Source organism: Rhizobium sp. FKY42 (assembly GCF_005222835.1).
GTDB lineage: Bacteria > Pseudomonadota > Alphaproteobacteria > Rhizobiales > Rhizobiaceae > Neorhizobium.
The window spans coordinates 98585-124348 of the sequence record NZ_STGA01000010.1; the positions used below are offsets into that span (position 1 = coordinate 98585).

The following is a 25764-nucleotide window of genomic DNA, read 5'->3' on the forward strand; positions in this document are numbered from 1 at the left end:
ATGTGGTTTAGCGAGCGTCAGGGCGACGCCTCTGCGCATTCAAATCGCGTGCGGCCCGTCGTTGCCGCATCGCGGGGCTACCCTCATCGGATTGTTGGGAGGGCGTGGGAGAGAGGTATCCAGCGAGCGCACGAATGCTTGCGTGGGAGAACAGGGCAACCACCGGGAAATCTCGTTCCAGCGCCTGCCGCAACTTTTGGTGCAACCTGATCAAGGTCAGTGACGTCGCGCCGAGCTCGAAGAAATTGCGCTCTGGGTCCAGCTGACCAAGGCCCGGTTCGGCCCCCAGCAGCTGCGCGATCAGCTTTTCAAGCGCAGGATCGCCCTCCCCTTCGGCTTTGGTGGATGCCGCAAGCCCTGTCTGCAACCCGACGGCAGGCGCCACCGCTTGTCTACCACTGACCGGGGGCAGCAGTTCTTCCCAAGCAATATCCTCGGCTGAAAGGCGTTCAAGCATTTCGCTGTAGAGTGCAAAGACACCATTGATCCAATGCGCGTCGAATAGTCCCTCGACATAATCCCAGTTGAAGACCAGTTCTCCATTGCGCTCGACCACCTGATGGTCGATCCAGACTTGGGGTGTCTGGGTAATCCCGCCGGTAAAGCGACCCAACCAGTCTGTGGTGGTGCCATCGGAGGCGGTGTTATCGACGCCGACACCGCTGGTGAACACCACCGGCACGGCCAGAGCCTGTGCATTGCCTCCACGCCGCGCCGCTTCGCGCATGACCCGCACGGCAGAAACCTGGGCATGCTCAAGATCAGACATCAGCCGGTGCTGCAGTGCTTGCGCCACTTCCCTGAAGCTGCCGGACGTTCGCGCATCGAAAGGCACAAGCAGAAGAGAAGTGAAATCGCCGACCAGGAGATCGATCTGCGGATGAATGTCCTCGCGCCTGAAAAGCGTGAGATTGAGGCTGAAGAAGTCGCCGCCGCCCGCCTGCCTCAGACTTGCGGCATAGGCTGCCAACAGGGCAGCATTTGCCGAAAGCCCCTTTTGCGCCGCCCGCGCCTTGAAGCGTTCCCATTGATCGCCCTCCAGCCTTGCCTCCAGGCGGCAAAAGCGCGGGGGAGTGAGTGTTTCAGGCGAATTGGCCAATGGCAGGTTCGGGCCAGACGGCAGATCCGCCAGCCGTTCAAGCCAGTATTCGAGGCTGGTGGCAAAGGCCGGTGTGTTTTCCTGCTCCTGCCAATGTAGCACCACATCGCGGAAAGACAGTTCCAGTGCAGGCAGCACCGCGTTCCGGTCACGAGCAAGTGCTGCCCATTCCGAAAGCAGCATGACCATGCTGCGACCATCGCAGATCAGATTATCAAGGCTGATCAGCAAACGCACGCTGCCTGGAAGCCGCGCTGCCCTGATATCGAACAGTGGCCATTGCCCCGTATCATAAACGCGGTGGCTCATGTCACGGCGCTGGCGCGTCAACCACATGTCCAGCGCCTGCTCATTGCCATCCGAGATATCGGAGGTCATGAAGGAAAACGCCGGGACTTCAGCGAGAATGCGTTGAGTACCATCGCTTTCGATTACGGCGCGCAGCATGCCATGGCGTTGAACCAGCTTGTTCCAGGCCCAGTTCAAGGCTTCGACAGAATGCTCCGTCACATCGATTTCCGCAAACAGATGCGTGGAAACGCCTCCAAGTGGAAACAGAGGCTGGCGGCCGATGAAGTAGGCCTGCTGTACGTCGGTCATCGGGAATGGCTTGAACTGGTCAGGCAGACTGACCGCCATCGCAGCGGTTTCAGCTGTGGTGCTCCTGTCGGCAATCGTATCGATGTGGGCGGCCAGCGCCTTGAGGACTTGCAGGGAGAAGATCTCGCGCAGCGCCACCTTGCAACCGAACACCGAGCGGATACGCTCCGCCATCCGAACCGCAATCAGACTGTCACCACCTGCTGCAAAGAAATGCGTATCGCGGCCCATATCCTGGCTTCCAAGCAGGTCTGACCAGATCTCGGCCAGAGCCCGCTCTGTCTGCGTGGCAAGCAGAACCGGGCCGGTGTCTGCCTTTTTGTCCGGGCTGGGAAGCGGCAGGCGCTTGCGGTCCACCTTGCCGTTGGACGAAAGCGGCAGGTTCTTGAGCGGCATGAACTGGCGCGGCACCATATAGCCCGGCACCATGCCTTCCAGATACTGCGACACTTGCTCTGGCTGAAATTTGGCTATTGTCGCACGGTTGCGCGCAATGAGAACCTTGAGATCACCGTTCATTCCCGGATCGATATCGCGGGCTGACAAGAAACCCGCAGCCTCAAGCCTTTTGCACCATTCCGCGCCGCTTAACAGCGGTTGGCGCCGTTGGCTTCTGAGGTCAACGAGAGCGCCGAACCCGCGTTCGATCAATGCAGCCGTAACATCGATCATCGGACCATTCGACGTGAGTTCCACAGCGATGAGATGGCCGGCAGGTGCCAGCATTTGTCGGCAATTCGAGAGCAGAAGATCAATGTCCTGACCGCGATGCAGAGCGTTGAACGCAACAACGACATCAAACCGGTGTTCAAGGGCTGGCGGCGGCTCTACCGAGGGGTCCAGCACCTGCCAGGTGATGTGAGGATGATCCAGCCCATCGACGCGCGCCTCCTCCAGCAGTAGCTGTGAAGGGTCCGAGATAGTGACACTTGCCACATCGGCATCCAGCATCGCCAGCCAATCGCGGGTAGCAGTGCCGCTCCTTGCCCCGATTTCCAGGATGTTGAGCTTGCGTCCAGCAGCATCCGCCATAGCCCGGATCGTGCGGCCAATGGCCTGATGCGTGGCAAGAGCCGAAGGATGCTGACGCGCCAGTTTCTCAGGGCTGAGAAGCCCGCGGCGGTCATAGAATACCTCCAGCGGATCGGTTTCGCCGCGTATGACGTCGAGCAATCGCGGTGTAATCTCCTCCAGCTTCCCGACAAGATCTTCCGATATGCCAAGCGACAGGCCGCGCGCCTTCAAAGCCTGCCATGAGGTTGACTTTATCGCGCCGCTCCACCGACCGTTTTCGTGGCTGACTCCGTTCTGCTCCAACAATCCGAGCCAGCGCGACAGGAGGCCATGATAATCCTTATGCAGGGCAAGCTGCTCGACAATCTCAGTCAGGGAAAGGCTGGCAGCGCCTTGGTCAAACAGTCCTGCCGCATGGAAGAAAGCAGCAGCGCATGCGCCGGCCAGATCCTGCTGCCATGCAGCAAAGTCGCTGACATCAACCCTCGGCACGATGGGCGAAATCAGTCTCTCGGCGCTTTCCTTCAGGCTTGCGGCAATTCTGTCAGCCTCTTCCGGAGCAGCTGTCTCAAGATCGTGAAATGCCTCATCAGCATTGTCCAGAAGCAGCCATCCCATGAGTCGGCGCCCGGCTTCATCCGATCCGATAACTCCGACAACCGCCTCCCGCACTGAGGGATGCGCTGTCAGTGCAGCTTCAATTTCGCCGAGTTCGATACGGTGCCCGGCAATTTTTACCTGCGTGTCGCGCCTGCCCAGGAATTCTATCGTGCCATCCGGCCAATAGCGGGCCATATCGCCCGTCCGGTATAGCCGTTCTCCCTCCGGATGGTGAATGAAGGCGGCACCCGTTTTTTCCGGATCGTTCTCATAGCCAATCGCCAGACCTGTTCCGCCGATATGCAGATCCCCGATTACCCAGTCCGGCCGATCTCGCAACCGGCTGTCCAGAACCCGATAGAACTGGTTCGAAAGCGGATAGCCGTAAGGAATGGACCGCCATGCGGGATCGACCGCCTTCACATCGAACCAGTTGGACCAGATCGATGCTTCCGTTGCGCCTCCCATGGCGATCAGGCGCGCTTGCGGCACACGCTTGCGCAGTTGTTCGGGAAGTTTAAGGGGTATCCAGTCACCGGAAAGTAGCACCAGACGCAGGCTTGAAAGCTTTCGCGACGCCTCGCCCAACAGCAGATCGCAAACTGCCGGGACCGAATTCCAGATAGTAACCTCTTGTTCTTGCACCAGTTCTGCCCAGTGCTGCGAATCGTGAGTACCCTGCGCATCTGGCAGCACCAGGGCGGCACCTGCGGCAAAGCTGCCGAAGAGATCATAGACGGATAGATCAAAGCCGAGTGCCGAGAAGCCGAACACACGGTCGTCCTGCGTCACCTCAAACCGTGCATTGATGTCGAGTACTGTATTGCAGGCTCCCCGATGGTCGATCAGCACGCCCTTGGGTTGGCCCGTGGATCCGGATGTATAGATCACATAGGCATGATCGTTCAGCGTGCGACCCGGCAAAGGTGATATCGGTTTCCGGTCAGCCTGTTCGAGCTCATCCGCCAGCAGTATTTTGCCTGAAAATTCTGGCACACGACCAGCAAGCCGTGCCTGTATCAGCATGATGCGGACCTCGCTTGAGGCTGCAATTCTTGCAAATCGTGGCGATGGCATGGCGGGATCTATCGGCACATAGACGCCGCCCTGGGAGAGAATTGCAAGGCAGGCTGCTGCCTGTTCCGGCCCTTTCTCCATCGCAACGACAACGCGTTCACCCCGTTTCAGGCCAGCCTCATTTAGACTACGGGCCAGCCGCAAGGACCAGTCCTTGAGCGCCGCATAGGTCCAGCTTCTGTCGGGAGTGATTAGCGCGGTCGCATCGGGTAGTCGTTCTGCCGTATCAAAGAAAAGCTCATCGAGAAGGCGTAACGGCAATTCCCGTTCAGTGGCATTTACCTGAAGCCGCACCACCTTTTGTGGCTCGGGTCGCAGATCGCCTACCGGCAGCTCCCAGAACGTTGGGTCATCGGCGAGTTTCTGGAGAAGCGTCTGATAGGCCAGGAACATGTCCTCGATCATGCCTGAAGGGAAGAGGCCTTCGACCACATCCCAGTTGAACACCAGCGCACCGTCCTGTTCAGCTGCCTGGTGATCGAGCCAGACCTGTGGCGTTTGGGTAATGCCATAAATGTGGCGTCCAAAAACCTCGTTAGAGGATGTACCCTTCGTGGGATCTTGAAGGCCAAGCTGGCTGGTAAACACTACGGGTGCCGTAAACTGACCGCCATCCGTTCGACCGCGATTGAGTTCTCGGATCACATCGACGGCGCTGTAGGAGCGATGTTCAAGCGCCTCGAACATGCGGCCCTGCACATCCTGCAATCGTTTTCGTATTGGATCCGCCTCAGCGCAATCAAGTGCGAGCAAAGTCAGGCACGTAAAGTCACCGACAAGGCGTGGAACATCGGGATGCGATGCCAGCCGGTCGAAAATCGTCAGATTGAGGGAGAATCGCGCCTGATCGCTCCAGGCCGCAAGCACCTCACCAAACACACCGATCAGCAGGCTGGCCGGGGTAACGCCCACCGCTTGTGCGCGTTCGCGCAATTTTTGCCACTGTGTCGCGACAAGCCCCGCCTGATGCCGAACGAAGCGCGGTTTGGTGATACGTTCCGGTGCCAGCGCAAGGGGTAATTGCGGCGCTGGCGGAAGATCGGCCAACTGATTGAGCCAGTAGGCGCGATCGCGCTCCCATTGCGCTCGTGCTGCCTCGGATGGCTCTGCTCGTGACATGACGCAATCGCGGAAACTGATTTCGAAAGGCTCCAGTCCGGCTGCGTCAGTGCTTCCCGCAGTGTAAAGCCGTTGCCATTCCTGCCAGATGATCTGGCTGCTCATGGCATCGTTGATCAGCATATCAATGGAAATATGCAGCCGGTCGCGCCCATCGGGCAGACGGGAGATGCGAATATCGAACATGGGCCATGTGCCCGGATCGAGGACCTGATGAGACATCTCCTCCCGCGTCTCAAGCAGATGGTAAGCAATCGCATCCTCATCGGCTTCAGAAAGGTCCTTGGTCGCGAAGCGATAAGGTGGCACGTCAGCCAGAATCCGCTGGTGTCCGGTATCCTCAACAACGAGCCTCAACGCGTCGTGACGCTTCACCAAGAGGTTCCAGGCCGTTTCCAGCCGCTCCAGATCCAGCGGCGATGCGGTTTCCGTTTCCAGATAGGCGTGGCATGCAATGTTGCCAAGTACATGTTCGGGATCGCGGCCGATCCAGTAGGCATATTGCAGGTCGGTCAGCGGGAACGGCTCGTGCCGGTTCTGTATGTCCGCGACAAGGCACGTCTCTGGACCTGTCTCCGGCAATTCGCTTGTTTCATCCACAAGCTTGCGCAAATAGGCGGAAAGCTTGGCTGGCGTGGCATTCTCGAAAACACCTCTTAGCGGGCAGGCGAAGCCAAGATCACGCGACACAATGCGGGCGAAATCCATCACAAGAATAGAATCGAGGCCCAGTCCGATCAGATCGACGTCGCCGCCAAGAGAGGATGCATCCACTTTCAGCACGTGTTGCAAACGCTCGGTCACGAAGCGCTCAATGATCTCCGCCCGCTCCTGCGCAGAAAGCCCTTTCCAGTCAGGACGAACACCTGTCTCCTGTATTTGGATGGCGGGAGCAACATGCTCTAATAGATTGCTGCGACCAAAGGCACGGTAAAGCGGCGCAAAGGCCGACCAATCGACATCAACCGCCACCCAGTTTCCTGCGCAGCTTGTGACCAGTCGTTCCAGCGTTGCAATACCGCGTGACGGCTCGAACTTGTTGATGCGCGCACGGCGTAGCAGATCGAGAAGATCATCCCCCAGATCGGAAAGACCGCCCTTCCCTCCCCACGGTCCCCAGGCGATGGCAAGGGCGGGAAGCCCCTGGGCGCGGCGCATGCGCACCAGCGCATCCTGATAGGCGTTGGCCGCACCGTAGTGGATTTGCAGGCGTGAGCCCCATATGCCGGAAATGGAGGAGAACAAAGCGAAGGTTGTCAGATCGGTCCGTTCGCGTGTCAACTCATGCAGTACCCAGGCTCCATGGATCTTGGATTGAACCACCTTGCCGAAAGTCTCCGCGGTAATCGTTTCCAGCGTGTCGAAAAGTCCAACTCCCGCGCAATGAAATACGCTGCGCAGCGGCAAACCGCTTCGGTCGATCCTGTCAAAAACCGCCCGCATGGCGGTGAAATCGGCAAGATCCACGCGCTCATAACGAAGATCGACGCCAGCAAGGCGATGACGCTCGAAAGCTGCACGCGCCAGTGCACCAGGCTCCCCACGGCCGGTGACGACCAGATGGCGCACCCCCGAGGCAACCAGCCAATCCATGATATAGCCGCCGATTGCACCCGTGCCGCCACAAACGATATGGACACCATCGCTGGCGAAACCTGCCTGCATTTCACCGCCTGACTCTGCAACGGCAGGCTGGATGCGGGGCGATAACCAACCTGTTTGATCCTGGCGCAACATATCCTGCGAAGCAAAGAGCGCATTGAGCCGAGGCAGCATCTCGGTCACGGTCTCGGTCACTTGCATGCCAGGTGCCACGTCTACCAGGAGCAGGCTGATATCCGGGCATTCTATAGCCAGCGACCGCACAGCGCCCCAGAAGGCGGCTTGCAGGGGATGCAGGGTCGCATCCTCGCCTTGCGCTCCCTGCGTCAAAACAAGCACGCGCGATTTACGCTGGGCCTGCTGGCAAGCCTTGCAATAGGACACCAGAGACCAGAGGGCAGCGTCATTCGGAGCGCTGCCGCACTCAAGCGCATCAAGCCACACATAGACAGCCTGCTGTTGATCGTCCATCGCTCCCACCCCCATGTCAACCGACAGGTGGGCAGTATTGAAACCGGCATCTCGCGCCGCCTGAGAAAGAAGCGAAGCTGTGTTCCTGGTACCGCCGATGAAGATCAGCGGCGGGCGTTCCTGGGCCGGTTCGGGCAATGTGACCTTGCTCCATTCGACCCGGTAGAGCGGCAGCGCCTGATCTCCGTCACGATTGGGAGCTGGAAGGCTTCTGGTCGTCGTGTTGCCCGATCGATAGTCAAGCCAATAGGATTTATGAGTGAAAGGATAGAGCGGAAGCTCTGTCGGCAGCGCTCGTTCCCCACGGAACACCGAATGGATTCGGAAGGGTCTTGCCTGCCGATAAAGCGCGGCAAGGCTTCGGCGCATGGTCAGTCCAAGCCGGTCTTCCGGATCCGTACTTGCCAGGAACAGGCCGCCCTTCAGCCCCAGATTCTGGGCCTCCCGCTGGGTCAGCATTGTCAGAACCGGGCGTGGCCCAATCTCAATGAACGTGTCGCACCCCCTTGCTATGGCTACCTGCAACGCGTCAGCGTAGCGAACAGTCAGTTCTGCGTGCTGGCGCCAATAAAGCGCATCTGGCCCGCGACTGAGCACCTTTCCTTCAACGGTGGAAATGATATCAATGCTTGAGCTTTGCGCAGGTGCCGTAGCCGCAAGCACCTCGAAAGCATCAAGTATCGGGGTCATCAGCTTGCTATGGAAAGCGTGCGACACATGCAGCCGTCTCGCACTAACGCCTCTGGAATTGAGGGCCGCTTCCGCCTTTTCGATTGCATCAGTAGGACCGGCCAGCACCACATCTGAAGAACTGTTCACGGCTGCCAATGAGAGGCCGTGGTTATTGGCATAGCGCAGCGCATCCTGTTCCGGCAGGCGCACAGCAAGCATGGAGCCGGGTTCCGACAACCCCTGCATCAGCCTTCCGCGCAAGACGACAATCCGGGCGCCATCCTCCAACGAAAGCGCACCCCCATGCACGAAGGCCGCGAACTCGCCAATGGAATGGCCGATCATCGCATCCGGTTCTATGCCGAAGCTTCGCCACAGCTTCGCGAGCGCGTACTCGACCGCAAAGATAGCGGGCTGTGCAATTTCGGTATTGCGCAGATGGTCATCATCACCATTGAAAATAACCTCGGCAAGAGAGCGGCCAATGTGGACTGATATAGCCTTGTCTGCGGCATCAAATGCATCACGGAACACAGGCTCACTCTCGTAAAGGCTACGGCACATGCCCGGATATTGCGAGCCCTGACCCGTGAACAGAAATGCCACGCCGCCGCAGGGTGCTGTGCTGTTCGACACGACGGCCTTTTTCAACTCGGCGCACAGCGCGTTCGCGTCCTCAGCCGCAACGGCGATCCGGTGTTCGTGAAAATGTTCTCGATGAAATGCCGCACTATTGGCAAGCGCAGTAGCGTCGGCACTGGGGGAGGAAAGCCGTGCGATGTAATCATCCCGCAAAGCCTCCAGCGCCTCGCGGCTGCGCGCTGAAATAGCCAGCAGCGGAGCGGGTGCGGCAGACGCAGACAGTACAGCGTTTTCGAGGTCCGGTGCCTGCTCCAGCAGAATATGGCCGATCGTTCCGGCAAATCCGAAAGAGGTCACGCCAGCACGACGGCGATTACCCCGTTTTGGCCAGGCTATGCCGGAGGTTGAGAGAACGGCGGGAATTTGTGCCAGATCGATCTGCGGATTGACCTCCTTTAGATGCAGGTGTGGCGGCAAGTAGCCCGACTGGAGCGCCAGCACCGTCTTGATCAGACCGGCTATGCCTGCTCCGGCTTCCAGATGGCCGATATTGGTCTTGACCGAGCCGAGGTAGAGCGGATCGTGCTGCGGCCTGCCCGCAAAGACATCGCGCAATGCCTGATACTCGATGGGATCGCCCAACCGGGTTCCTGTCCCGTGCAGCTCGATGTAATCGACATCCTGATCGCTCCAGCCGGCACGATCCAGGGCGCGTTCCAGCATGCGCCGCTGCGCCAGAGCATTGGGAGCCGAAAGACCCGCGCTCGCTCCATCCTGTGCAAGAACACTTTCCCGGATAACTGCCCGGATAGGGTCTCCATCCCTCAGCGCATCGGACAGACGTTTGATCACCACGACGCCGATGCCCTCCCCTCTTACATATCCATCGGCGGAAGCATCGAAGGTTTTGCATTTTCCGTCTTGCGCCAACATGCTCGCGCGCGACAGAACGAGGTCAATCTCTGGCAGCATCTGAAGCTTGACGCCGCCTGCTATCGCCATGGCGCATTCGTTCAGCCGCAGGGACTGGCATGCATAGTGTACCGCCGCATGCGATGCAGAGCAGGCAGTATCGACGGCCATGCTGGGGCCATGCCAGTCAAAGAAAAAGGAGAGCCTTCCGGCGGCGGCCGCAAATGCGGTGCCTGTTCCATAGTAGGGATCAAGGTGCGACCTATCACCTGTCGCAAATGGTATGTGGCCGTAGTCACCTGTTCCGATGCCGATGAAGACGCCCGTGTCGGTACCACGAATTTTCGAAGGAACGATACCCGCATCCTCCAGCGCATGCCAGGTCGCTTCCATCAGCAGGCGTTGTTGCGGATCGGTATTGATTGCCTCTCGCGCACCGATACCGAAGAAGGCAGCATCAAAGCCATCCACGCGCTGCAGGCATGCACCATAACCCGGAATCTCCGATTCTGGCGCAAAGCGATCTGCTTTCAGGGGACGAACGGCATCCCCTCCTTTCAGCAACCATTTCCAGAAGCGCTGCGGATCGGCAAAATCTTCGTCGCCACCGGGAAACAGGCAGGACAGCCCGACAATTGCCAGCGGCTCCGCGGCAGGCGTTTTGGACGGCGCGTCGCGAAGGCTTGACGTTTTCGGTGCATCTTCCCGGCGCATTAACCAATCGACCAGAGCTTCCACGCTCGGTTTTTCGAAAAGAAGACCTTCGGGCAGGCGCACGTTGAGGCGCCGCTCAAGCTCGGCAATCGCCTGCATTGCCGCCAATGAATCAAAGCCGAGCGAGAAAAGGCTCGCCTTTGGATCGATTGCCTGCGCTGCTGCCGGCCCGAGAACCTTGCGCACAATCAGCAGAACTTCGGCCTGAAACAGAGCACGGCGATCCTTCGCCGGTTCTGCCTCTGCTTGCCTGTTGTCCGCCTGCGAAATCGCCTCGACCAGTACAAGGCTGCCGTCGTGATAGGCGCGGCGCATATCGGAACGGCGAACCTTCCCGCTGGTCGTGCGCTTCAAGGTACCCTTGCGGATCAGCACCACGTCATGAAGGCCTATCCCATGCTCACGCCCGATGACATCCCGAATGACGGCGGTGATCTCAGCCGCATCGAATGTATCGTTGCGCCGCACTTCCTGCACAATCACGACCTTCTCCGCGCCGTCTTCACCGGCAATGGAAAAGGCTGCGGCAGCACCTCCAACAATGTTGGGATGAGCCCCGGCAAGGCTTGCTTCAAGATCGTTCGGGTAGTGGCACTGACCCCTGAGGATCATCATATCCTTCAGGCGTCCCGTGACATAAAGATGGCCCTCGCGGATAAAACCGAGATCACCGGTTCTAAGATATTCGCTCTCTACACGGATAGATTGAGTTGAGCGAGCCTTGAAGGTTTCTGCTGTTGCTTGCGACCTGTTCCAGTAACCCCATGCAACATGATCCCCCGCCACCCAGATTTCGCCAACTTCGCCCTCGTTGAGGGGTTCCAGGGTCTGCGGATCTACAATGCTTACATCCTGACCGCTGCGCTCCGAACCGTTGGAAACATAGGTTCGGCTTGAAGGCGCGTTTTCCGGCACGTCTACGGCTCTGCCACCTTCTAATGCGTTGCAATCCACCGTCTGAAAACGGGGGCCGGACATGTCAAAAGATGTTGTGACCAGAAGCGTTGCTTCCGCCAGGCCATAGGCGGGGCGAATTGCCTCCCAGCGCAACCCATGAGCAGCAAATGTGTCGTAGAAGGCCTTGACCTGCCTGGGTAATACCGGCTCTGCCGCAGGAACGAAGCTTTCGATTGCGCTGAGGTCGAGATCGCGGCATCGCACCGCATCGTATTTTTCGACGCAGGCATCCATAGCAAAGGCAGGCCCGGGCAACATACCCGCTCTTTCCTGTGCGGCGACTTCCAGCCAGTTGAGCGGATCAACCACGAATGAACCGGGTGACATCATGACGGCCCTTCCGCCCGCTGCCAGCGGTGCCAGTACGCCCATGATCAGGCCCATATCATGAAAAAGCGGCAACCAGCTTGCCACGACCGGTCGGTCTTGAGGTGCAAGCAAACCTTTGATGAAGCCAAGATTGCGCATCAGCGGCGCGTGTCCGTTGATGACCCCCTTCGGATCGCCGGTGGAGCCGGATGTATATTGCAGGAATGCAATATCTTGCCCGAGCGGCAGAGGTCCTCGCCAAACGCACTCCTGCTGCGGGGCATCGAGAAGAACGAGTTTGGCACCGATCTCTTCGCCAAAAGCCAGAATCGCTGCCTCGGAATCTCTTAGGATATCAGCCGATGTAATGATGACGGAAGGACGGCAATCGGCCGCAATAAGCCGGACCTTTTCGATGACGCGTGCTACTCGCGCCGTTCCCGGCAGGTTTACAGGCACGCCGATCATGCCAGCATACATGCTGCCGAGAAGGGCTACCATGTATTCCAGCCCCGATGGCAGGAGGATCAATGTTCGCTCATGCGGCGAAGCAATTTCAAGTAACCGTGCGGCCAGGCCCCGCACGGTTGCCGAAAGTTGTTCATAGCTCAGGGTCTGTGGTCTTGCACCGACACGTGCGCGATAATCGAGGGCGATATCCTGCCCGCGCAAACGTGCCCAATGCTCTATGCTCGATACGATCGTTTGGCTTTGGGAGCTGTGGGCGGATGGCATAGGCAATCTCCAACTATCATTCTGTAAGAGCTCCGGCAGTGGCCCGGAACCAGAGTAAAAAACCTTGACTTTTTTACTCATGAAATACAGATCGTTTGACACGACGCCACCATGATCGGGCCGCTCGTTATCCTGATCGGGTCAATTTCTTGATGTGCCTGAACGGTCTTTGAAACCCATTGCTATTTGGATCTCGGAAGGAAATGGCAGATGACGCTAAACTTTGAGGAGCGCCTGCTGAAGCAAGCCCAGATGGAAACGCTGCTGCCGGTTCGGCGGGCTAGCCAGGCGGAACTGGCTGATGTGGAGATTGACGGTGATTTTCGTCGGCTGGGTATACGCGATGGGCTGGAAGTCTCGATTTACGATCTAATTCTTCATACACCATTCCGGCGAAAGGTGGTTTCAGATGCGGGCCTGACTATGGTCTTCCTCACCAAGGCAGCAGGAGCAAGCCTCGTGAGGCCTTGCGAGGGAGGTGTTGACGACATCCGGCTGGACTATGACCCGCGCACCGCGATCATGATCTATTCTAGTCAGGCGCTTCGGGGACAATACGATGTGCCGGCAAACACGCGCTTTAGTGGCGTGGAAATTCGCGCCACTGACGATTTCCTGCAGCGACTGGATGTCAGCCAGACATTCATGAATGCAAAAAACAATCATCCCCTGACCCTTGCCGCGAACGACGCCATCTGGATCGGCCGCTTTCCGATCACTTCCACGATCGAAGCTATTTTATCACAGCTGATGACATCGGGTATTGGACAGAACCGCGATGATCTGTCCATGGAGGCGCGAAGCCTGGATCTGCTGACTGCCTCCATATCGGTCATGCGCGAGCCATTGTTCTGCCAGAAAACGAAATTTCTGCGAGACACCAATGCACTCCTGAAAGCGAAGACCATCCTTTTGCACAATCTGGACAAGGCTTGGACCATCCATGATCTTGCGCGTCAGGTCGGCCTGAGTGAAAAACGGTTGAAGGAAGGTTTCCGGCAGCAGTTCGGCTTGCCCGTCTACAGTTTCCTCCAGAAATCACGGATGGAGGAAGCGCGGGCAATTCTCGCACGGCAGGACAGCACGGTCACGGAAGTTGCGCTTGCGGTTGGTTACGCCAATCCCAGCCGCTTTTCGCAGCTCTTTCTGCGTCAATACGGAATTACTCCTTCGATGTTCAAACTTCAGGGGGAGGCTGCTTTTTGAACTGGCATTCATGTGCAGATTGGAGTTGCCATGTAGTCCCCCCGCCATCGTATTGGCAAGAGCGTTGGTGCACGGATCATTCATCAGCGGTGACGTAGTTGGATTGGGTTGAAACAACTCGGCTGATTGAACATGCCTTTCAAACACAACGCCTGCCGTCGCCATTGTATCTGCAAGATGAAGTTCAAGGTCACGAACTGGGCGGAATACGAGGCAGGCCTTCGTCAGCGTGGCAGCCTGACGCTCTGGATGACGCCGGAGGCACGATCGTCCTGGCAGCCGCCGAAGCGGACAACGCGCGGTGGCCAGCCGCGCTACTCGGATCTGGCGGTAGAGACCGCCCTGACGCTAGGGCTGGTGTTCGGCCTGCGGCTGCGTCAGACGGAGGGGTTTATAACGTCGGTGTTGAAGCTGATTGGACTGGACCTCCCCGTTCCCGATCACACGACGCTCAGTCGTCGGGCCAGTAAGCCCAGAATGCCGAAGAAGCGGCACGATGATCGCATGCCTCAGAAAGGGCCCGTCCACATCTTGATCGACAGCACCGGGCTGCAGGTCTACGGCGCAGGCCAATGGCTGGAGGAAAAGCATGGTGCAAAATCCCGCAGGGGTTGGCGCAAACTGCATCTGGCGCTGGATGCCGACAGCGGCGACATCATCGCTCAGGTCATGACCGATCAAGATGCCGGCGACGCCTCACAGGTTGAGCCGACCTACGACGCCGTTATCAATCACAGTCCTGACGCGGCGGTGGTCATTCCGCCACGCGCCAATGCGGTGGACCGGCAGGACGCCGATCTCTCCAGCCAGCGAGACCGTCATATCGCGACGATCAACGCCGATGGCCGGATGCAGTGGCAAGCCGCGACCGGTTACGGCAAACGATCGCTGGTCGAGACCGCGATCGGTCGGTACAAATCGATCATCGGACGGCGGCTGCGGGCACGCTCATTCTCCGCACAGCAGACGGAAGTCGCCCTCGGCTGCGCCGTCCTCAATCGAATGCTGGACTGCGCACGCCCGAAATCCGCCCGCTGCAACAAGGCGACCGTGTAGCGCCAACCATCAAAGCCGGAAATCCATCTTTTCAGAGATCCGTGCACCAACGCCCTGCAGGTGGAGATCGTCACCAGCGCCATGGTCGTGGGTGGGTGACCTTGCGCAATTTCCATCAGGCTTTCGCAACCCACCCGACGTGATCACCCTATGTTCTCAAATGTCGGACAGATCGAGCACTTTCGTGTCGTGACGACAATCAGATCCTCCGCCTGGCGCACATACTCTGCGTGGATGAGGCAACGATCCGCCGCACCACCTTCACAGATATCGCCCGGTCGTCGCGGTGCTTGATTGCGACGGATGCGATACAGTCATGCCCAATCCTGCCCCTGTACCTGCAGCCGGCTCTGCTGGCCGGAATTAGCTTGTCGATGATGATCCGCCTGGGCAATAGCGTCGGCCAAAGCAAGCCGGTCAACGCAGCAACACCATCGAAACAGCGTGTTCAGTCCGCCGCAGCCCGCTCGCGATAGTTTGCATAAAGCCGCTCGAGATCCGCCTGAAGGAAGTCGGCGAAGCGCTCCGCGTCTGCTGCCTCGATCGCGACCACCACCTTCTTGCCACTCCCCGAAAAGCTCACGCGCATGGCCTTGTCGGTCGCGACCCAGACGCTCTGCTCCGGCTTCTCCTTGCGCAGCTTGGACTTGTCCTGGCGCGCCGCACGGTACGCAAGCTCGAAACGTGCATCGCTTCCGGCTTCCGCAGCCCCTGCCTTGTTCAACACGTCGATGACATGCTCCGCCACGGCTTCATTCAACAGTTCTACCAGTTCCAGCCAGCGTCGTCGGCCGACAGATGGTGCCGGACCGATGAGAGAGACGACTGTGGAAGGCACCTGCTTTGCCACCTGCAACATCCGTGACAACGCCGCCTTGTCGATACCGAGCGCAGACATGATGATCTCGCGAGAAAAGTCCCGCTGTTCCAGCTTCATCGCAAACAGCGCACGTTCTATATAGGAAAGGTTGGCACGGGCATTGTTCTCCTGGCCCTGGCTGACAACGAGCTGTTCGTCCGTCAGGTTGCGCACGACAGCACGAACCCGGATGCCCAGTTTCTGGCAGGCGGCGACCCGTCGATGCCCATAGGCAACCTGATAGCGCCCTTCCCTCGCCGGATGCGGCCGAAGCAAAACCGGCACCTGTTGTCCATGTTCGCGGATCTGTTCAGCAAGCTCGTCCAACTGGCGCGGATCAATGCCCAGACGGTCGGACACGAAGGAGCTGTCGATAAGATCCGTATCGATCTCGATGACGGCAGCACCCTGCAGGAGCTGTGCCTCTATCTCCCTGGCCCGCTCGACGGAGGAATTGATGCTGCCGAGCGTCTTGGAGATACCCCCTATCGCACCGCTTGCCTTCAGCGGACTGCCCAATCCGGCAAGCGGTCGAGCCGGAGGCGTCTCGGTCGAAGAGCTGGTCGCGGCGTTGCGCTGTACGGCTTCGATCAGGTTCTTGCGTGCCATTATTTGCGCCCCCAGGTGGTCTTGACCAGTTGTTCGATTTCGCCGTTGACGGCATTCAGTGCTTCGATAGCGCGGTCATAGGTTCCGCGTGTGAACTGCGTTCGTTCTACCTCGTAAAGCGTCTGCTTTGTCACGCCCGCATCCGAAATGGCGGTCGATTTCAGCATGGGCGTGTTCAGCATCCGGTTCCCGAAAATGGCCCGCATGAAGCCCGTCATCTGGCTTTGAGGGCCGTCATTCGGCTCGAAGCGGGTGACCAGATACCGCATCCAGTCATAGCTTGTGCGCCCCCCTGCCCGCTCGACCACGGACATCAGTTCACTCGTCATTGCCAGAAACTGGCTCATCGACATTACATCCAGCATCTGGGGGTGAATGGTGATCAGCACGGACGTCGCCGCACACAGGGCGGACATGGTGAGAAAGCCGAGCTGTGGCGGGCAATCGATGACCACGAGATCGTAAAGCTCTTCGATTTGACCCAGAACCTCGCCGATCCGCGCGAAAAACATCGTGCTGTTGGCGCCTTGCGCCATGAAGCGTGGCGTATCGTGCTCGAACTCCATCAATTCCAGATTGCCGGGAATGAGATGCAGGTTCGGAATATAGGTCGAGCGAACGATCTCGGTGATCGCCACCGGGTCTTCGTAGCGGATCGCACCGTAAAGCGTTTCCCCCTCACCCACATCGAGCTCCGGCTGGTGTCCGTACATGGCGGACAACGATGCCTGCGGATCAAGATCGACCGCCAGTACCCGGTAGCCCGACAATGCCAGATATTGCGCCAGATGCGCGGCTGTCGTCGTCTTGCCAGAGCCTCCCTTGAAGTTCATCACGGCGATGACCTGAAGGTGTTCCCCGTCTCGTCGATGGGGAACATATTTCGGCGTACCGTTCTTCTCGTCGAGAACGCGACGGATCAGGTTCATGTCATCGGCACTGTAGAGCCTTCTGCCGTTGGGGAGAGGGGAGGGGACATTCAGCTCTCCCGCCAGCTGGCGAAGATAGGCCTCGCCAATGCCAATGAAGGATGCTGCTTCCCCCGGCGCAAACTGGCGGATGGACTTTGCAGAAGTCGGCGGGAAAACGCGCGCCTGATGAAGCTGCAGCTGCCGCTGTAATTCCTGCGCATCAGCGGCAAGCATGGACGGCAGATGCTCCTGTTCAGCGGAGGCAGGATTTCGTTGATGCAGCATTTCAGATCTCCAGTAGCGCGAATTTTCTTAATTGGGCAGAAATAGCGCTACTCACATAAAAGCTGATTCGTGAAGAATGCACAAACATTAGCTTGATTTGTCACATCGGTCCTGCGTTTATCATAGCGGCGAAACAGTTGTCCGCGGACAACGGAACAACCGTTCCATCGATTGCCGTGATTGTTGTCCGCGGACAACTGGCTTTTCAGCACTCAGGCCAACAGCCTTTCTGATCGGATGGGTCGCGACAGATCTCATCCGGCAGAGGCATCCAGGCTATGCGCACCGGGCTTTTCCCCTTGCGAGCGCAAAAGCGCCATCAGGACCGGTCCTAGCGAAAACTCGCCACGCCGGGTTTTGGATGTCAAATCCCGCAAATAGCCCCCGGCTGACTGGATATGTGCGGATCGTTCAAGGATACAGGCAAGCATGATGGCGGAATTTTCCGGCCCCATGGCGTCGCAGGCATCCTCATAGGCGGAGGGGCTTATCCCCAGCATCGAACGGACAACCACGGCAGCGCTCATCAGATCCCGCCAGTTTGCAACCGCACCGCCTGGGCCATAATCGATAATTTGCGGGCAGGCTTTCAGCACCATGGCAAGCGGGAAGGCCTTTTGCAGCACAGTCGGGTCAGCGGGTCTCGGTCTCGTTGCCGGACTCTCGTCTTTTCTAAAGCGAGGTTCAAGTTCAGTGATGGATTCTGGATTTGAAATCTGTATGTGACGCCCATTTTGGACGTCATTGATCTCTGTATTTTGTGTTTTCAGTAACAGTTCCAGCCTGTTGACGATCTCGCCACGTAAAAGCTGGAGTTCATCCAGAACGCTTTCCACAATCTCCTTGCCTGGTGCACGGGGCAGGCGGGCAAGAATGGTGATGTAGACCTCTTCGATGCGCGACCAGTCGCCGTCCGCACCTTCTTCCATGGCAGCTGTGATGAGCTTGCGAATGTCGCGACGGCATATGGTCAAGGCCTCCTTGGCGCGACGGAAAGCCTGCGCTTCGCGAACAACATCCTGCGCAAGGTTGGCCAGTTCGGCTGCTCGCTGAACCAAAGGCCGCAGGTCGAAGCCAAAAGCGTTCTCGATATCGCCAGCATGAGTCCGTCGCGCATAACGTTTTCCGTTCGGGCTGTCGCGTCGGTCAATCAGGCCCGCCTCGACGAGCGCGGCCAGATGCCGGCGAAGTGTCGTACCGGCGATCCCGTGTGCCCGCAGCGACAATTGCGCGTTCGACGGAAACACGACGAGGCTACCATCCGGCTTCAGCTCGTTGCCCGGATAGAAGGTCAGGAGAGCATCCAGGACGGCAATCGCCCGATCCTGCAATCCAAGGCGCTGCCGCGCTTCGGCCACGTCGCGAAACACTTTCCATTTGTCGACTGAATGGGCCGGGGGAGGGCCGCCACGGTCCAGCTGCCCCTTCACGAGCGCAAGCGAAACCCGCCGCTGCCCGAAGGGCGTCGTTACATTTCCACTCTGCATTGTCCTTCACCTTTTCAAAGGCAAAAGAAATCCGCTCACCAAAACGGTGCCAAAGACTCTTGACTGCGATTCATGGAAATGCGATTCTGATCTTGCTACAGATTGAGAAGGGCTTCCACGACGGTAACGTTTGGGGGGCCTTTTTCTTTTGCGGTCGATAGTCCTCACTTACTGCGTTTGCGATATTTGGCGTAGAGATCGTCCAGATGCTCGGCAACGAATGCGCCAAAGTCGGCCGCATCCTTGGCCTTTGCATCCTTGCTTTTCAGGGCAAGAGTGTAACTATTTCCGTCACTGCGGATCTTGGCCGAGAGCGCCCGATCCCGCGCGGACCAGATCTCGCGCTTCGGCTCGGGGCGGTAACCGGAGGCTTTCTTCCGGGTCAAAGCATCCATGACGAAGGCAAAGCGGGCGTCGCCATCAATGCCTTCAAGGCTGGTTTGCGATAGAATCCGGCGCAACTCTTCCAGCACGCGCGGATTTTCAAGCAAATGCTTGAGTTCGTACCAGCGGTCGCGGCCCGGCGATCTCGCACCACCAATGGCCGATAGAATATCCTGCGGCATGCTGGCGACGGACAGCATCTTGGAGAGCGTAGTCTTGTCGATCGAGAGCGCGGTCATGACCGTCAGATTGTCGCCGTCGTATTTCAGTTCGCTCAATCGCTTTGCGAAGCGCGCCCTTTCGATGAAGGAGAGATCAGAGCGCGCCGAGTTCTCCTGGCCCTGCGCAATGACGTGATCACGGTCGGAAATAGCTTTGACGACAGCACGAACGGGTCGGCCGAGCTCACTCGCTACCCGCAATCGCCGATGCCCGAAGACCACCATGTAGCGCCCGGAGTCTGACGGATGCGGCCTAACGAGGATCGGGCTCGTCTGGCCATGCTCCCGGATTGCCTCCTTCAACGTCTCGAAGGCTTCCCGATCATCCTCCAGCCGGTCCTGCACGAAGGAGACATCGACGGTCGCCGGATCGAGATCTACAACCGTCTCGCCTTCCAGAAGCTTGTCGGCGCGCGCCGCCAGTTCATCGATCGTGGAGATGATCGAGCGTGAGGCGCCTTTGACTGTATAGCCCAGCGCGACGGGATTTGCGCCAGCCTGTTCCGTCATGACATTCGCGAAAGGGTTCTTACGCGCCATGACGCGATCTCCTGCCTAACTTACGGAGAGGCTTGCGAAAAACGGCAAAGTTGACGGCAGTCAACAGCATCACAGGCGCCCCCATGCCCGGTGGATGAGACCCTGGATCTCGAAGTTGACGGCATCCAGGCACTCGATGGCCCGGTCGTAGGTCGCGCGGTTGAAGTTGTTTCGCTCAACCTCATAAAGCGTCTGCTTGGTTAGGCCAGCATCAGAGATCGCCGTTGACTTCAGCATCGGCTGGCGAAGAATTTCTTCGGCAAGCATGGACTGCATGAAACCCAGCATCTGGGCCTGGGGAACATCGGTCGGCTCGTAACGGGTAATCAGATAGCGAAGCCAGTCCATTTCCACATTGGCGCCCGCCCGCTTGATCGTCTTGGTGATATTTCCGAGCATGAGCAGAAACTGGCTCATCGACATGAGATCCAGCATCTGCGGATGAACGGTGATCAACACGGAGGTCGCTGCCGTCAATGCGGTCAGCGTCAGGTAGCCAAGCTGAGGCGGGCAATCGAGCACGACCACGTCATATCGATCATCCACATCGGAAAGCGCCTTGCCGAGACGCGTGAAGAAGCGCTTGCCCTCGACGGAGGTCTGCATGGAAAGCGGCGTATCGTATTCGTATTCCTGCAGCTCAAGATTGGCCGGAATGATGTCTAGATCCGGAAAATTCGTCTGCTGGATGATTTCGGACAAGGGCTTGCGCGCCTCATCGTAGCGAATAGCATCATAAAGGGAGGGGTTGCGGTCAAGCTCCGGCTGGAAGCCGTGCAGCGCCGAGAGCGACGCCTGCGGGTCAAGATCGATTGCCAGAACCCTGTGGCCGGTGAGGGCCAGATGCTGCGCAAGATGTGCTGTCGTCGTGGTCTTGCCCGAACCGCCCTTGAAGTTGACGACGGCAATCACTTGCAGCTTGTCGCCATCCTTGCGGTGCGGCACATATTTCTTGGCGTCGGATTTGCCGGTGCGATCCAGAAAATGGCGCAGTTCGCGCATCTGCTCGCCGGTGTAAAAGCGACGTCCGCCGGTGGAGGTCATCGGCACCGGGCCCTTGCCTTCCAGATGCAACCGCTTCAGATTGTTGGGGCTGACGCCCAGGTAATGCGCCACTTCAGCCATGGAAAACAGACGCAAGGTCTTGCGGGCATTCGGAGGAAACTTGTCCATTCGAAGCTGGTCAAGACGACGCGAGATCTCTGCACCCTGAAGCAGGATCTTCTCGTCGAACTCGAAAGACGGCAACCTCGTAAAGGCGTTCATAAACTGCGACCGTTCTGGCGATAAAATGGCCTGAATTGGAAAACTGCCGCCAGTATCGACCATTTGCAGGATGTGACAAGCGATAAATGGTTAACGTATTTTCCCACCACCGGCGGAAACTTGCAGCTAAGCCACTGACTCATTAACGAATTTGGCTGTTTCCCCAAAAGGCGACCCTGCGCGGAAAGATGAGGCAGGGGGCATTTTCAAGGAATGGATTCACAGGAATCTGTGTCTCTGGAGCACGACAGACCTGCTGGGCGCTGCATCAGAGGCCGAATCGCGAGGTCTTGCAGCCGACTCAACAAACTGAATCGATTCGCATCTTTGTGTGCAAGCACGGCATGAGCTATTCAATCAGCCGTGCTCACCCTTTGCTCAATGCTCTGGCGAGCTTTCAGCAGCAATTGCCGCAGCGTCGTCAATTCAGATGGGCTGAGATCGGAGAAGAGCTTATCCTCATGGGCGATCACTTCGAGATCGACGGCCTCGATCAGCGCCATCCCTTGGGGTGTCGCCAGAAGCGCATGGCTGCGGCGATTATTCTCGATTGGGTTGCGGGTCAGGAGGCCGCGGGCCGAAAGCTCGTCCACGATCTGGACCAGGTTGGAGCGTTCGAGTTTCAGCGCCTCGGCCAGCCGCGTCTGGTTGATGCCCGGACTGCGTGCGACGACCGAAAGCACGGAATAGGAGATGATCCGCAGGTTGAAGGGACCAAGAACGCGGGTCAGGTCACCCTGCACCAGATTGAAGAGGCGTTTGAGATCATAGCCGACGAACCGCGTGAGATACGCGTCAGGGGAGGGGGCCTCCCGCTCCTGTGTCTCTGCCTTCACCTTTTCCGCTGCCTTGCGAACCATGCGCGCCCCGTTTTCAATCCAGCCCGACCTATTTCGGGGGTAAGCGAAGCGCCCCGTCAAGCCGGATCACTTCGGCGTTCAGATAGCGGTTGGTCAAGGCGAATATGACGGCATCAGCAAATTCAGCCGGATCACCGAGGCGGGCGGGGAAGGGGATGGAGGCTGCAAGCCCCTGCTGCACTTCAGGCGGAAGCTCTGCGAGAAGCGGGGTCAAGAACAGGCCTGGCGCGACCGTGTTGACACGGATACCGAAGCGGGAAAGCTCGCGCGCGGCGGGCAGGGCGAGAGAGACAATGCCGCCCTTGGATGCCGCGTAGGCGGCCTGACCCAATTGCCCATCGAAGGCCGCCACTGAGGCCGTATTGACGATCGCGCCCCGCTCGCCACTGGCATCCGCCTCGTTGGCCTGCATTCTCTCGGCCGCCAGACGCAGCATATTGAAAGTGCCGATGAGGTTGACCCGGATTGTCTTCTCGAAATCGCCGAGCGGCATGGCACCGTTGCGCCCGACGATGCGGGCGGCTCCGCCAATACCTGCGCAATTGACGAGACCGCGCAGAGGACCCTGGCTGGAAATTGCCCCGTCAAGGGCGGAACCGGCGGCCTCGTCGGTCACGTCAAGTTCGAGTGCGTGACCGGAAATATCAGTGGCGACGCGTTCGGCTGCGGCCTTGTTGCGGTCGATAACGGTCACGCGCGCGCCGTGAGCGGCAAGTGCTCTGGCAGTTGCCTCTCCGAGACCAGACCCGCCGCCGGTGACGGCAATATGCGAGGTTGCAAGTTCCATCAGCGGTTTCCTTTCCAGGTGGCGTGTACGACGCGTGGATCATTTCCATACAGTGCTTCAGCGAGATCCGCACGTTCGCGCAGGACGGCGCGCTGGTTGACCGAGCCTTTGTCGGTGACCTCGCCCTTATCGAAGTTCAGTGGCTCCTCAAGAAGCAGGGCGGCAACGACACGCGTTGCGCTGCCGGTCGCCGCTTGCGCCTGGGCGTTCAACCTCTGCTCCAGAGTGGAGCGGACGACGGGATGAACCGCAAGCTCTTCGAGTGGCAGAAATTCCAGACCGTCCGCCAGTTCGCGGATGCGCGGCCAATTGGGGACGAGCAGTGCACGAAGATCATCCCTTTCGGCACCGGCGATGACGGCATCCGCTATCAACCCGCCGAAGGCATCCACCAGCCGGCTTCGCAACTGGCCGACGGCAACCCAGGTGCCGGTGGCGAGCTTGAAGTTTTCGGCAAGCCTACCATCGAACAGAAATCCACCGGCAGGATCGCCCGGCACGGCAAACCGAAGCGCATCACCTAGTTTGTAGAAGCCATCCTCATCGAAGGCCTGACTGGTCAGCGCCGCATTGCGCCAGTAACCCGGCGTAATCGACGGGCTTTTCAGCCGTGCTTCGAGCTTGTCGTCCTGCGGAACCAGCTTCAGCGTGACACCAAGCGCCGGAACGCCCACATTGCCCGGTTTTTCCTTCTTGTCCGTATGGTAAAGCGCAAATGGACCGGTTTCCGTAGCACCCAGCCCCGAGACGAGCGGCACTCCACCCTCGACATGACGTTCTGCAAGGGCCTGAAGTCGATCCCAGACGGCCTGGCTCATGCCAGCACCCGCATACATCATCATGCGCATGCGCGAAAAGAAAGTCCGCGCCAGTGTCTCGTCCGTCTCCAGCACATCCAGCAGATATTGATAGCCAACCGGCACGTTGAAATACCAGGTGGGAGCAATCTCCCGCAGATTGCGAATAGTGGCATGAATGCCGTCTGTCGTCGGGCGTCCGTCATCGATGTAATAGGAGCCACCGTTGTAGATGGCCATGTTGAAGACCTTGTTGCCGCTGGCCGTATGGTTCCACGGCGCCCAGTCGATGATGACCGGCGGCTCATGGATCAGGAAATCATAGGCTTCGCGAACCATGGCCTGATTGGCGCAGAGCATGCCATGCGTCTGGATGACAGCCTTGGGACTGCCGGTCGTGCCAGATGTGAACAGGAATTTCGCGATCGTATCCGGCGTGACGGCATCATGTGCCGCCTTCATTGCCGCGGTCGGTGCCGTTTTCAAGGCAGCCTCATAGGCAATGGTTTCCCGATCCTGTGCCACACCCGTCAGGCTGACCAGCGGCACATCCGGCCCGAGCACGGCGCTGATGGCCGGGAGATATCGCGCCGCATGATCGGCAAACACCATTCCGGGCGTCAGCTGCTCGACTACCGAGATGAGCTTGCTGCGGTCTTCGCCGGACAGGGCATAGGCCGGCGCAAGAGCAGCCGAGGGAATGCCCGCATGCTGGGCGCCAAGCGCCATGACGGCATGAGCGATGGAATTGCCGGAGAGGATGAGAAGCGGTCGCTCTGCGGACAGGCCACGTTCGACCAGAAGGCTGGCGACGGCCTCTATGGCCTTCTTGCCTTCAGCATAGCTGACGGTTTGCCAATCACCCGAACCGCTGCGCTGGCCAATCCAGACCTGGTCCGGATGCGTTTGCGCCCCGGCCATGAAGCGTTCAGTGATGCAGCGCGGATAGGCGGGAATCTCGCCTTCCTGACGGACGATGATGGAGCCATCCGCCAGTGTTTCCATAATGATCCGCGGCGATGCCTCTTTGGTCACGCCAGCCGCACGGGCAGTATCAAATGCCATGGTGCTCCTCCCCCCGAGTGCTCCAGAACTGTTATCTGACATAAATGTTTACACACACAGCTGCATCTGGGCAATAGACGATTTACAGTGAAACTGTTATGTGACATTACAATTAGCGGTGAGGATGAGAACAGCAAACGGGGCGGACCATGAGCGCGGCAATTCAGGAACCAATCAGCTACGAACTCGATGGCGAGATCGCCATGATCGGTCTCCGGCGGCCGGAAAAACGCAATGCCGTGAGCGACCGTGTTGTCGAGGCGCTGAATGTGGCGATCGAGCGTGCTCAGGACGACGCGAAAGCCGCCGTAATCTTCGGCGAAGGCACGCATTTTTGCGCCGGTCTCGACCTTGCCGAGCACATGCAGAAGCCGCTGATCGGCGCGATAATGGGATCGCGCCGCTGGCACCGGATTTTCGATGGCATCGAACGGGGCGCCATTCCCTTTGCTGTGGCCTTGCAGGGCGCGGTCGTCGGCGGCGGCTTTGAACTGGCGGCGGCCTGCCACCTGCGCGTGGCGGATGAGACGGCGTTTTTCGGTCTCCCCGAGGGGCAGCGCGGCATCTTCGTCGGCGGTGGCGGATCGGTGCGCATTGCGCGGCTGATCGGCGCCCAGCGCATGGGCGACATGATGCTGACGGGACGCACCGTGGGACCCGCGCAAATGGAAGTCTGGGGCGGCGTCAACTATGTTGTTCCTGCCGGAACCGCGCTGGAGAAGGCGAAGGAACTGGCCCGGCTTGCCGCACAGAATGCGCCCATGTCCAACTATGCGATCCTGAACGCGCTTCCGCGTATTCGCGACATGTCTTCTGAAGACGGGCTGTTTACGGAATCGCTGATGTCGGCGCTGGCCTCTGCCACGCCCGAGGCAAACGAACGTCTGCGTGCTTTTCTGGAAAAGCGGACCGCGCGCCTGAAGGCACCGGACGCAGAATAAAAGTCGGTGCAGGGAGGAGCACAGAAA

Annotated in this window: 12 protein-coding genes; 3 read left to right on the forward strand and 9 right to left on the reverse strand. The window is 58.8% G+C overall.

The features are described 5' to 3' along the window. Positions 1 to 7 precede the first annotated feature (7 nt). Positions 8 to 12463, reverse strand: coding sequence for a non-ribosomal peptide synthetase/type I polyketide synthase (locus E8M78_RS05930; RefSeq protein WP_170973336.1), 12456 nt, complete (start codon positions 12461 to 12463; stop codon positions 8 to 10). A 210-nt stretch (positions 12464 to 12673) separates the two neighbouring features. On the opposite strand from E8M78_RS05930, the gene E8M78_RS05935 reads away from it, so the two are divergent. Both E8M78_RS05935 and E8M78_RS05940 read left to right on the forward strand, forming a co-directional pair. Beyond that, the gene (locus E8M78_RS05935; protein ID WP_137134194.1) at positions 12674 to 13669 is read left to right on the forward strand and encodes a helix-turn-helix transcriptional regulator; all 996 of its coding nucleotides are present in this window, start codon (positions 12674 to 12676) and stop codon (positions 13667 to 13669) included. A 132-nt stretch (positions 13670 to 13801) separates the two neighbouring features. After that, complete coding sequence (locus tag E8M78_RS05940; RefSeq protein ID WP_137134195.1) at positions 13802 to 14725, forward strand: IS5 family transposase; 924 nt, start codon at positions 13802 to 13804, stop codon at positions 14723 to 14725. 448 nt (positions 14726 to 15173) lie between these two features. Here the strand turns inward: E8M78_RS05940 and repB (E8M78_RS05945) are convergent, their stop codons facing one another. From repB (E8M78_RS05945) to E8M78_RS05980, 8 genes are all read right to left on the reverse strand, one after another. After that, positions 15174 to 16193, reverse strand: a complete 1020-nt coding sequence (gene repB, locus E8M78_RS05945) for a plasmid partitioning protein RepB (protein WP_137134196.1) — start codon at positions 16191 to 16193, stop codon at positions 15174 to 15176. Continuing rightward, positions 16193 to 17389 (reverse strand): plasmid partitioning protein RepA, encoded by a 1197-nt coding sequence (gene repA / locus E8M78_RS05950; protein ID WP_137134197.1) that lies wholly within the window; start codon positions 17387 to 17389, stop codon positions 16193 to 16195. Before repA (E8M78_RS05950) ends, repB (E8M78_RS05945) begins: the two co-directional genes overlap by 1 nt. Before the next feature lie 254 nt (positions 17390 to 17643). Beyond that, positions 17644 to 18876 (reverse strand): plasmid replication protein RepC, encoded by a 1233-nt coding sequence (gene repC / locus E8M78_RS05955; RefSeq protein WP_137134198.1) that lies wholly within the window; start codon positions 18874 to 18876, stop codon positions 17644 to 17646. Positions 18877 to 19040: 164 nt separating this feature from the next. Beyond that, positions 19041 to 20021 (reverse strand): plasmid partitioning protein RepB, encoded by a 981-nt coding sequence (gene repB / locus E8M78_RS05960; RefSeq protein ID WP_137134199.1) that lies wholly within the window; start codon positions 20019 to 20021, stop codon positions 19041 to 19043. A gap of 69 nt (positions 20022 to 20090) precedes the next feature. Beyond that, complete coding sequence (gene repA, locus E8M78_RS05965) at positions 20091 to 21287, reverse strand: plasmid partitioning protein RepA (protein WP_137134200.1); 1197 nt, start codon at positions 21285 to 21287, stop codon at positions 20091 to 20093. 353 nt (positions 21288 to 21640) lie between these two features. Continuing rightward, positions 21641 to 22147, reverse strand: coding sequence for a MarR family transcriptional regulator (locus E8M78_RS05970; protein WP_137134201.1), 507 nt, complete (start codon positions 22145 to 22147; stop codon positions 21641 to 21643). 28 nt (positions 22148 to 22175) lie between these two features. Beyond that, positions 22176 to 22934, reverse strand: a complete 759-nt coding sequence (locus E8M78_RS05975) for an SDR family NAD(P)-dependent oxidoreductase (RefSeq protein WP_137134202.1) — start codon at positions 22932 to 22934, stop codon at positions 22176 to 22178. Further along, entirely contained in the window at positions 22934 to 24796 is a 1863-nt protein-coding gene (locus E8M78_RS05980) for a feruloyl-CoA synthase (RefSeq protein ID WP_137134203.1), read from the reverse strand. The genes E8M78_RS05975 and E8M78_RS05980 overlap by 1 nt, the downstream gene beginning before the upstream one ends. 149 nt (positions 24797 to 24945) lie before the next feature. On the opposite strand from E8M78_RS05980, the gene E8M78_RS05985 reads away from it, so the two are divergent. Next, positions 24946 to 25737, forward strand: coding sequence for a crotonase/enoyl-CoA hydratase family protein (locus tag E8M78_RS05985; protein ID WP_137134204.1), 792 nt, complete (start codon positions 24946 to 24948; stop codon positions 25735 to 25737). Positions 25738 to 25764 lie beyond the last annotated feature (27 nt).